This window comes from Brevundimonas pishanensis (assembly GCF_022750635.1).
In the GTDB taxonomy this organism is placed as follows: Bacteria; Pseudomonadota; Alphaproteobacteria; order Caulobacterales; family Caulobacteraceae; genus Brevundimonas; species Brevundimonas pishanensis.
The window spans coordinates 335,008-344,728 of sequence record NZ_JAJKBG010000004.1 but is presented as its reverse complement, the minus strand read 5'-3'; the positions used below and the strand labels follow the sequence as shown (position 1 = coordinate 344,728).

8 protein-coding genes and 1 other annotated feature are annotated in these 9,721 nt (G+C 60.6%); of the genes, 5 read left to right on the top strand and 3 right to left on the bottom strand.

The features are described from left to right. Nucleotides 1-249: 249 nt before the first annotated feature. Nucleotides 250-801 carry a type 1 glutamine amidotransferase domain-containing protein gene (locus LOX95_RS10280; protein WP_242914390.1) on the top strand — a complete coding sequence of 184 codons (552 nt, stop codon included), beginning with the start codon at nt 250-252 and terminating at the stop codon, nt 799-801. 88 nt (nt 802-889) lie between these two features. After that, nucleotides 890-2,548, top strand: coding sequence for a methyl-accepting chemotaxis protein (locus LOX95_RS10275; protein ID WP_242914389.1), 1,659 nt, complete (start codon nt 890-892; stop codon nt 2,546-2,548). A gap of 44 nt (nt 2,549-2,592) precedes the next feature. On the opposite strand, the gene LOX95_RS10270 is transcribed toward LOX95_RS10275, so the two are convergent. Beyond that, nucleotides 2,593-4,050, bottom strand: coding sequence for a SulP family inorganic anion transporter (locus tag LOX95_RS10270; RefSeq protein WP_242914388.1), 1,458 nt, complete (start codon nt 4,048-4,050; stop codon nt 2,593-2,595). A 43-nt stretch (nt 4,051-4,093) separates the two neighbouring features. Further along, nucleotides 4,094-4,154 (bottom strand) — a sequence feature (sul1 is cis-regulatory element that is thought to sense ions involved in sulfur or methionine metabolism; They are found in Alphaproteobacteria). A 133-nt stretch (nt 4,155-4,287) separates the two neighbouring features. Here LOX95_RS10270 and LOX95_RS10265 point away from each other — a divergent pair. The 3 genes from LOX95_RS10265 (at nt 4,288) to LOX95_RS10255 (ending at nt 8,173) form a co-directional block, all read left to right on the top strand. Then, the gene (locus LOX95_RS10265; protein WP_242914387.1) at nt 4,288-5,412 is read left to right on the top strand and encodes a lysozyme inhibitor LprI family protein; all 1,125 of its coding nucleotides are present in this window, start codon (nt 4,288-4,290) and stop codon (nt 5,410-5,412) included. A gap of 68 nt (nt 5,413-5,480) precedes the next feature. Continuing rightward, nucleotides 5,481-6,722, top strand: a complete 1,242-nt coding sequence (locus tag LOX95_RS10260; RefSeq protein ID WP_242914386.1) for a putative DNA modification/repair radical SAM protein — start codon at nt 5,481-5,483, stop codon at nt 6,720-6,722. Beyond that, nucleotides 6,722-8,173 carry a UdgX family uracil-DNA binding protein gene (locus LOX95_RS10255; protein WP_242914385.1) on the top strand — a complete coding sequence of 484 codons (1,452 nt, stop codon included), beginning with the start codon at nt 6,722-6,724 and terminating at the stop codon, nt 8,171-8,173. Before LOX95_RS10260 ends, LOX95_RS10255 begins: the two co-directional genes overlap by 1 nt. On the opposite strand, the gene LOX95_RS10250 is transcribed toward LOX95_RS10255, so the two are convergent. Then, a complete protein-coding gene (locus LOX95_RS10250; protein WP_242914384.1) occupies nt 8,170-9,279 on the bottom strand; it encodes a serine hydrolase domain-containing protein in 1,110 nt (369 codons plus the stop codon). The two genes, LOX95_RS10255 and LOX95_RS10250, sit on opposite strands and share 4 nt — an antisense overlap. Then, the gene (locus LOX95_RS10245; RefSeq protein WP_242914383.1) at nt 9,276-9,716 is read right to left on the bottom strand and encodes a YybH family protein; all 441 of its coding nucleotides are present in this window, start codon (nt 9,714-9,716) and stop codon (nt 9,276-9,278) included. Before LOX95_RS10245 ends, LOX95_RS10250 begins: the two co-directional genes overlap by 4 nt. Nucleotides 9,717-9,721 lie beyond the last annotated feature (5 nt).

Below are 9,721 nucleotides of genomic sequence, written 5' to 3'. Positions count from 1 at the left end.
AATCCTACTCCCGCACCCAAAAAAGCCCCGCCAAACAGCGGGGCTTTTTGCTGTCTCACGCTCGGGCAAAAGTGGATTTGCCGGTCGAGCGGTGATGAGATCACGCCCTACTGGCAGATATTTGATCCCGATACTGAACAGAACGGGCCACCCTTCGGAACGGACACATCGGGTGACGGATTGCTCCTTGGCACTTTTAGCCCTGCCGCCACGTCAAAGCGGATGGGCCCTTAGGGAAAGGACCCCGGAATGTCGTTGAACGGAAAAACCGTCGCCATCCTGTTGGCACCGCGTGGCAGTGAGGATGCGGAGTTCACTAAACCGAAGGCTGCGCTAGAGGCAGCCGGTGCCAAGGTGGTTGTTGTCGGCATGGAAGCGGGTGAAGGCGAGACTTTCGCAAACGATCTGGATCCCGTTGCCAAATACCCGATCGACGCGACGTTGGACGACGTGTCTGCCGAGGATTTCGACCTGTTGGTGGTTCCCGGTGGGACGGTGGGTGCCGACAAGTTCCGCCTCGATTCCAAAACGATTGCCTTCACCAATGCCTTTGGCGACCTGGGCAAGCCGGTCGCGGCCATTTGTCATGCCCCGTGGTTGCTGATCGAAGCCGGCTTGGCCAAGGGGCGTCGGCTGACATCCTACAAGAGCCTGCGTACCGATCTGGAGAATGCAGGTGCTATCTGGGTCGATGTAGAGGTCGCCGAGGACAATGGGGTTATTACCAGCCGCGACCCCGACGACCTGCCAGCCTTCAATAAGGCCATCATAGCGGCGCTCAGCGAGCGTATGGCCGCCTGAGTAATTGTCCGTAGTTCAGGCTTAGCAATAAATAACAATGGTTGCCGATGATGGGCCTCAGCATCCCCCACGACTGAGGTACCCAAAAATGTCGGATAGCACGGCCCTCAACGAGCGCCTGTCCTTCATCCAGTTAGACGGTGATACCCGTCAGGCTCTGGCCACGGCGAAGCCGGTTATTGAAGATGCGCTGAGCAGCAGCTTGGATGCCTTTTACGCGCAAGTGAGAGCCTATCCGGCCGTCTCGCGCTTCTTCAATACCGAGCAAATGATTTCCGGCGCGAAGTCCGGACAGTCGCGGCACTGGTCTCAGATTGCGTCCGCACGGTTTGACTCCACCTATACCGACAGTGTCCAGCGCATCGGCGGCACCCACGCCCGTATCGGGTTGGAGCCGCGCTGGTACATTGGCGGCTATGCGCTTGTGCTGGATGGGCTGGTCAAGGCTGTGGTTCGTGACCACGAGAAGAAGCGCAAGCGTTTCGCCAGAGGCGATGGCGGGGAGGCCTTGGGCAAGACCATAGGCGCAGTGGTCAAAGCCGCGCTGCTGGACATGGACTTTGTCATCTCGATCTACCTCGAGGCTGCGGAAAAGGCCCGCAAGGAGGCTGATGCACTGCGTGCCGAGGCAGAGGCCGCACAGAAACGAGTTGTCGAGGTTACGGCCACGTCGCTGGCGCGTCTGGCAGATGGCGACCTCACCACCCGTATCTATGAAGAGTTCAGCGGCGACTACGACCAACTCAAGACCGATTTCAACGCCGCGATGGAGCGGCTGGAAGCAGCCATGCAGGAGGTGTCGGAGAACGTCGGCTTGATGCGCGCCGGTGCCAATGAAATCGCAGGCGCGTCAGATGACCTGTCTAGTCGCACCGAGCGACAGGCGGCATCGCTACAGCAAACAGCAGCGGCACTCGACGAAATTACTGTCACCGTCAAACGGACCTCCGACGGTGCCCAGAAGGCCCACCAGGTCGTCACCGGTGCCAAGAACGACGCCCAGCGCAGTAGCGAGGTCGTGGCCGATGCCGTGTCCGCCATGGGCGAGATTGAGTCTTCGTCCGATCAGATCGGGCGCATTATCGGGGTGATCGACGAGATCGCGTTTCAGACCAATCTTCTGGCGTTGAACGCAGGGGTGGAGGCCGCCCGTGCAGGTGATGCGGGCCGCGGTTTCGCAGTCGTGGCGTCCGAGGTGCGGGCGCTGGCACAGCGCTCGGCGGATGCGGCCAAGGAGATCAAGACGCTGATATCCTCCAGTTCCCAGCAGGTGAAAAACGGCGTGAAGCTGGTGGGCCAGACCGGCGACGTGCTGTCCGACATCGTCACTAAGGTGAGCGAGATCGCCGAGCTGATGAACGAGATCAGCGCGTCGGCCAAGGAACAGGCGACCACCCTGACCGAGGTCAACGCCTCCGTGAACCAGATGGATCAGACGACCCAGCAAAATGCGGCCATGGTCGAGCAGTCAACGGCCGCTTGCCACCACCTGACCAGTGAGGCGGAAAAGCTGACGACACTCGTCAGCAAGTTCAAGCTGGCGGCCCGCGCCGGTGTGAACACGCGCGCGCCCGCCCTCGCAGCGGCAAAGCCGGTCACTTCTTCGCGTGGTACGGACGTAGCACGCCCCGTTGTGCCCATACCGACGCCGCACAATCCCGACGTTGAAGCGACGCTCAGCCGTCGCGCCGCCGGCGGGCGGGCCAATCTGTCTGTCGCGGCGAGTTCGGACTGGGAAGACTTCTAGACGTGAAGAAAAAGGGGGCAGAGTGATCTGCCCCCTTAGTCGTTTCAGTTGGCGGGCTGTTGGGCCAGCCTGTCAAACAAGGTCTGACTGGACGGGTTCAGGCCGAGGATATGAACCTGTGCTCCTCGTGCGGTGTAGCGGCCGACAACCTTGTCGAGGGCGGCGACGCCGGTCTGATCCCAGATGTGGGTGCCGGTCATGTCGATGCGGACGTCGCGCGGTTGGCCATGATATTCGAAGCTGGCCGCGAACAGTTCGGCCGAAGCGAAGAACAATTGCCCTTCGACGCGATAATGAAGTGCGCCGGACTCTGGTGTGTCCAGCTCAGTAACGACGATCATCTTTGCAACCTTGCGCATGAAGAAGATGGCCGAAAGCACGACGCCGACAACGACACCTTTCGATAGGTCGTGGGTCCACAATACCACGCCCGCAGTGGCCAGCATCACGATGGTCGACTGGACCGGTATAGAGCGCAGACGGCGCACTGAACTCCAGTCAAAGGTCTTGAAAGAGACCATGAACATGACGCCGACAAGAGCAGCCATTGGAATCTGCCCAACCCAGCGCGACAGGATCAGGATCAGCACCATCAGGAAGACACCCGCCCATAGGGTCGACATTCGGCCCCGACCGCCGGAGGTCACATTGATGATCGACTGGCCAATCATGGCGCAGCCCGCCATGCCGCCGAACAGAGAGGCGGCGATGTTGGCAACGCCCTGACCTCGAGTTTCGCGATCCTTGTCTGACGGGGTGTCGGTCAGATCATCCAGCACGTTGGCCGTCAGCAACGTTTCCATAAGGCCGACGAAGGCTAGCGTGAGGGAGACCGGCACGATGATGATCAATGTCTCCCACGTCAGGGGGACCATAGGCATATGGAAGGATGGCAGGGTGGTCGGCAGGTCGCCCATGTCACCAACCGTCTTGACGTCCAGCCCGATCAGGTCCGAGGCCACGCTGAGCACCACGATAGCGACGAGCGGGGAGGGGATCGTCTTGTTCAGCTTGGGGAAGCCATAGATGATCGCCAAAGAGGCCGCGACCAGCGCATAGGCGTGCCAGTTTGCTCCGGCCAGATGTGGGAGTTGGGCAAGGAAGATCAGGATGGCGAGCGCGTTCAGAAATCCGCTCATCACGCTCTTGCTGACGAAACGGATATAGCGGCCCAGCCTGAACAGGCCGACGACGATCTGGATGACGCCGCACAGAAGAGAGGCGGCAAACAGGAACTCGATGCCGTGGTCGCGGACCAGTCCGCCCATAAGCAGGGCCATGGCACCTGTCGCAGCAGAAATCATCGCCGGACGGCCGCCGACAAAGGCGATGGTGACCGCAATAATGAAGCTGGCGTACAGACCGACCGCAGGATCGACGCCCGCGATAATGGAGAAGGCGATAGCTTCGGGGATCAGGGCGAGGCCGACCACTGTCCCGGCCAATAGATCGCGACCGGGTTGCGCAAGCCATTGTTGGCGCGCCGAGGTGAAGACTGACATGGGTCTCAGACCATTCGGGCGTAGGCAATCCGCCTAACGCTCAGGTTTGCTGGCGGATAGGCGGCCAGCATAGCCACCCGCACGGCCAAGCCTGCGGGTCCAAAGTTCGTCTAGGTCATGCCTGTTGAAGGGCCATAGAGCAAGTTCGCGCTGAACAGACCGACAGGGTTTTACAGCAAAGCTTGTTAATGAATGGGCCCTAGAAGCCGTCCTCCGGTTCGGGGGGATTATTTGCGTATGAGTATCAAGAGGTTTGGTGTCGTTGGTGCCCTGTCTCTGCTGGGAGCAAGTCTCTCTTCTTGCGCAGATCGACCACAAGAGGCCTCCATTCCGTCGGACGAGCCGATAAACCTAACCGCCCAAACCGGAACCTATCAGTTTGCCAACGCCTCGTTTGCTGTCCAAAGCCGTAAAGACGGCAGCGGCGTGCTGATCATCAAGGGCAAGGACAAGCAGGTGCTGGAGCTGAATGGTGCCAGCCAGTTCTCGGTCATGCCGGTCGCACTCGAAGAGTCTGGTGCCCACCGTCATTACTTCATCGCCACGTCGTCCGTCGTGGATAACCGGACGCGCCACATCGGCTGGGTTGTAAGATCGGCCAACAGCGGCTGGATCGCCTACAAACTGCCCTTCGCCAGCGAACATCCCATCCGCCCACCGGTAGACGTCAATGGTGACGGTCGCCGAGAGTTTGTGTTGGTGGACACTTCGTTTCCCGCCGTAGCCTTTGGCGGCGAGACTTTGGGCGGGCCGGAATCCTATTTCATCGTCAAGGATGAAGGCATTCTGGAACAGACTGCGCATAGCCAATATGCGCTCCACCGCAACCAGAAGCGCGAGCTCGCGCGAACGGCCTGCGAGGATCTACAGACCATTGAGGCCTGCGGTATCTATGCGGCGTGGTCGGCCCAGGTCGGCAAGCTGGAAGAGGCCTGGTCGCTGGTACTGCAACTGGCTGACCAAAAGCCAATACAGGTATGCCGCATCGACGGGGCGATCCAGCCGTGTGCGACGGGTGCGGGAGGTGTGGATTTAACTGCGCCTGAACTGATCCAGTTCAAACTGGCGCAAAGCGGATATATCCCGCCTGTATGGTTGAACCTCCCTGGCGAGGACGACACCTCGTTCGGCTGTGCGCATGCGAGCACCGTGGCGGAACGAACGATCTGCTCGGAACCAAGCTTGCGGGCACTGGAACGCCGCGAGGCGGCCGAGGCCTCACGCAGACTGGCCTACGCCCACGACCGTTCCGAGGTCTTTGATGAACGCATGAGCTATATTGCGCGGCGTGACCGGACCATGGGCGTTCTCGCCCTGACCGAACTCTACCAAGAAAGGCTTGCCGAAAAAGTCGCGCCATAGGGGAGCGATGCGCCGACCTTTGGTCGAAGCGGATAGACATCGCAACCAATGGAACATATCATGAACATATGGCGCGTATCGATCTTAGACGTAAGCTTTCAGTCCTCGCCGATGCGGCGAAATATGACGCATCCTGTGCTTCTTCGGGCGCGAAAAAGCGCGACTCCAGAGGCGGGACGGGCGTGGGCTCGACCGAAGGCATGGGCATTTGTCACGCCTATACGCCGGACGGGCGTTGCGTCAGCCTGCTGAAGATTCTGCTGACGAACTTCTGCATCTATGACTGCGCCTACTGCATCAACCGCTCCAGTTCGAACGTCGAGCGGGCGCGCTTTAGTGTCGACGAGGTCGTGGACCTGACGCTGAGCTTCTATAAGCGCAACTATATCGAGGGCTTGTTCCTGTCGTCGGGCATTATCCGCTCCAGCGACTATACGATGGAGCAGTTGGTCGAAGTAGCCCGCAAGCTGCGCGAAGAGCATGACTTCCGGGGCTACATCCATCTGAAACTCATCCCCGAAGCGGACCAGCGCCTGATTGAACTGGCGGGCCTTTATGCAGACCGTCTGTCTGCCAATATCGAACTGCCAAGGGACGAAGCGCTGGGGCGTCTGGCCCCGGAAAAGGATGCCCGCGTCATCCGCAAGGCCATGGGGCAGGTCCGTCTGAAGATGGAAGAGGCCAAGCCGGGCAAGCGTGACCGGATCAAGCCGCCGAGCTTTGCTCCCGGTGGGCAGTCGACCCAGTTAATCGTCGGTGCCGATGGCGCGCCGGATACCGAGATACTGGACCGATCCTCGTCGCTTTACGGGGGCTATGGCCTGCGCCGCGTCTATTACTCGGCCTTCAGCCCCATTCCCGATAGTTCGGCGATTTTGCCCGTCTCGCGTCCGCCCCTGATGCGCGAGCACCGCCTTTATCAGGCGGACTGGCTGATGCGTTTCTATGGTTTCACCGCCCCCGAGATTGCCGAGGGAGCCGAAGGCGGCATGCTGGATCTGGCTATCGATCCCAAGCTGGCGTGGGCGCTTAAGAAGCGGGAAGTCTATCCCGTGGACGTGAACACGGCCCAGCGCGAAGACTTGCTGCGGGTACCTGGTCTGGGCGTGAAGGCTATCGACCGCATCATTTCGGTGCGGCGCTACCGGACGCTAAGGCTGGAAGATGTGGCGCGACTGACGCGGTCCATCGATAAGGTCAGGCCGTGGATTACGGCGCTGGATTGGTCGCCGGGCGGGCTGACAGACGCCATCGATCTTCGCGCGCGATTGGTGCCGGAAAAACAACCCCAGCAGTTGAGCCTGTTCTGATGCGGACCGTCCATCTGGCGGGGGAAACCGATTTCGACAGCTGGCGTGACGCGGCGCGCAATCTGAGACTGGAGGGTGTCGAGCCGGCCCGGGTCAGGTTCGTCGTCGGCAATGGACGGGATGGCCTGTTCGGTGACGAACCCATACCGCCGAGGTCTAGCAATCGCTCGTTCACAGTGTCGAAGGCGTTTGTCGATCTGGCGCGCGAAGTGATGCTGCATCGGGATGCAGATCGATATGACCTGCTTTACCGACTGCTGTGGCGACTTCAGGATGAGCCGAACCTGATCAAGGTCACCTCGGATCGGGACGTGGCCCGCGCCGTCGAAATGGCCAAGAATGTCAGCCGCGCCTCGCACAAGATGAAGGCCTTCGTGCGTTTTCGCCAGCAGGGCGAGGGCGACAACGAGCACTGGATCGCCTGGTTCGAGCCCGCGCACCGCGTGCTGGAAAAGACCGCGCCTTTCTTTGCGCGCCGCTACGCCAATATGCGCTGGAGCATTCTGACGCCTGACGGTGCAGCGCACTGGGATTTGAAGACCCTCACCTTTGGGCCGCCCGCCCGAAAGGAGGACGCGCCTCAGGAAGACGAGATCGAAGACTTCTGGAAAACCTATTACGCCTCGACCTTTAATCCCGCACGGCTGCGTAGCAAGGCGATGCAGGCCGAGATGCCCAAATCCTATTGGAAGAACCTGCCCGAGGCCGACCTTATCGCCGGAATGATCGCCGATGCGACCGGACGCACCGAGCAGATGGTCAATGCCCCCGCGCCAGAGCCCAATCGACGCTTCGATCAGGTCAAGGCGGCAGTCGTCGATCGTGCTGTCACCGATGATGTGGTGCCCGAAAATCTGGATGACCTGAATGCTGCGCTTGCGGGGTGCCGCCGCTGCCCGCTGTGGCGCGACGCAACGCAGCCTGTATGCGGGCGGGGGCCTAAACGTTCGCGTCTTATGATTGTGGGCGAGCAGCCCGGAGATCAGGAAGATATCGCAGGCACGCCCTTTATCGGGCCAGCAGGCAAGGTGTTGGACAAGGCAATGCTCGAAGCGGGACTGGAGCGCGACACCGTCTATCTGACCAATGCGGTCAAACATTTCAAACACACGGTGCGTGGCCGACAGAGACTGCACAAGTCGCCGTCAGCCGCAGAGATCGATCATTGTCGCTGGTGGCTGGATCACGAGCGCGCCCTGGTTCAGCCCGAGTTGATCGTCGCAATGGGGGCTAGCGCCGCGCGCGGCATTCTGGGCCATACCGTCAGCGTCAACGACCTGCGCGGACGCATCGAAGAGAGGCCTCAGGGCGCGCTGCTGTTAACCTATCACCCGGCGTATATCTTGCGGCACCCTGACCCTAACGAACGGATACGGGCGCAGAAAGCGTTCTCGACCGATCTGTCGCTGGCGGCCGCGTATTTGAAGAGTACCGGTAAGGTCCTCTCCTAGCGTACACCTTCCCACTGACAGGGAAGGGCGGCGATAACCTCCTTCACCGCTTCGTGCAGGGCAGGATAGCCGGATTGATCGGCTGTGACGCCGCTCACAGCCAGACGCCTGGCAGGGATGTAATAGGTAACCGTGCCCCAGAAGCCGGAATGCCAAAATCCCTTGTTTCGCCAGTCCGGCTGTTCCGGTGTTGCCATGATTCCCAGCCGGTATGACGCTCCGCCATCATGTGGCAGGAACCGCGTCATCTCCGACAGGGTGCGCGGGTGGTCGAAGACCTGATCCTCGAACAGTGCTGCAAAGAAGATGGCCAGATCGCGGGCGGACATAATCAGACCGCCTCCGCCGTACATGTCGAGCGAGCCGTGAAGGCGGTCGATATCGTGACCCTTCCAGAGCTGACGCGCCTTGGGTTGGCTCGTCGAGGGCGCGGTTTCGGCGACCTCCCACCACGTGCTGTTAAGGCCGAACTGTTCCAGCTTTAGCTGTTCGCGAACCGCCTGATGAAGAGGCTGGCCCGTAATCTGCTCGATGATGTCACCAAGTATGATGTAGCCGGTATCGGCATAGGCAAAGCGCGTTCCCGGCGAATGCAATGGTCCGCTGAAAGAAGCAGACAGCTCCACCTGTTCCTGACGGGTCCAGTGGTGGTCAGGATTGTCCAGCCACATCTGCTGATATCGGGTATCGGACGCATGGTCGTATAGACCGGAGGTGTGGTTCAATAGGTGGCGAACTGTGATGGCGTCCACGTCGTATCCAGCCTTCACCAGCGGAGCCATCAAACTGGCCGACGCCAGTTCGGACATTGGCGCATCCAAATCGAGCCGCTGTTGCTCCCACAGCCGCATTATCGTGGCGGCGGTGAACGTCTTGGTGATGCTGGCGGTCCGAACGGGGCTGTTCTCGTTGAGGGGAGCGGTCTGGGCCGTTGGGTGCGTTCCAGCGGCAGTGAGGGCAAGGCCTTCGGGTACGCAGCCGCCAATGACGTAAACGACGGATGGCTGGGGCAGGTAGGCGACGGCGGCATTCAACGCCGTCATATCCAGACCCGTCGTAAAGTTGCCAAAGGCCAAGGCCGTCAGGGCGAGTGGGGTACCGCTCATTTGTCGGCTCTCGAGGTGTCAGGTGTCAGTTGTTCAAAGACCAGTCGCCATCCGTTATCGGTGCGCTGGAATAGGTTTACGCCCTGGCCGCCGCCGCTGAGGGCGCGGCCGTCGGCCATTGTGCCGCGATAGGTGTAGATGAAGGTGCAGGCGGCATGTTCATCATCCGAGAACAGCCACCGCTCGTGGGTCATCGAATAGGTTTCGTCCGGCAAAACTATCCACGTCTGGCGAAAAGCCGCTCGCACCGCGTCCAGCCCGTCGTGCCGCTTGTCTGCAAAGACAAACACAGGGTGGGGGCCCATCACCGTCTCGGCCAGCAACTCGAAATCATGCCGATTGATCAGGTCGCGATAGGCTTCGAAGGCCGCCTGCGGGCTGGGCAGTGCCATGGCCGGTGACGCCGCCACAACCAGTGCTGACGGCATAATCGCCATACTAC

Coding starts and splice junctions, on each gene's coding strand:
- LOX95_RS10280 (WP_242914390.1), top strand. CDS start 250: ATGTCGTTGAACGGAAAAACCGTCGCCATCCTGTTGGCACCGCGTGGC.
- LOX95_RS10275 (WP_242914389.1), top strand. CDS start 890: ATGTCGGATAGCACGGCCCTCAACGAGCGCCTGTCCTTCATCCAGTTA.
- LOX95_RS10270 (WP_242914388.1), bottom strand. CDS start 4,050: ATGTCAGTCTTCACCTCGGCGCGCCAACAATGGCTTGCGCAACCCGGT.
- LOX95_RS10265 (WP_242914387.1), top strand. CDS start 4,288: ATGAGTATCAAGAGGTTTGGTGTCGTTGGTGCCCTGTCTCTGCTGGGA.
- LOX95_RS10260 (WP_242914386.1), top strand. CDS start 5,481: ATGGCGCGTATCGATCTTAGACGTAAGCTTTCAGTCCTCGCCGATGCG.
- LOX95_RS10255 (WP_242914385.1), top strand. CDS start 6,722: ATGCGGACCGTCCATCTGGCGGGGGAAACCGATTTCGACAGCTGGCGT.
- LOX95_RS10250 (WP_242914384.1), bottom strand. CDS start 9,279: ATGAGCGGTACCCCACTCGCCCTGACGGCCTTGGCCTTTGGCAACTTT.
- LOX95_RS10245 (WP_242914383.1), bottom strand. CDS start 9,716: ATGGCGATTATGCCGTCAGCACTGGTTGTGGCGGCGTCACCGGCCATG.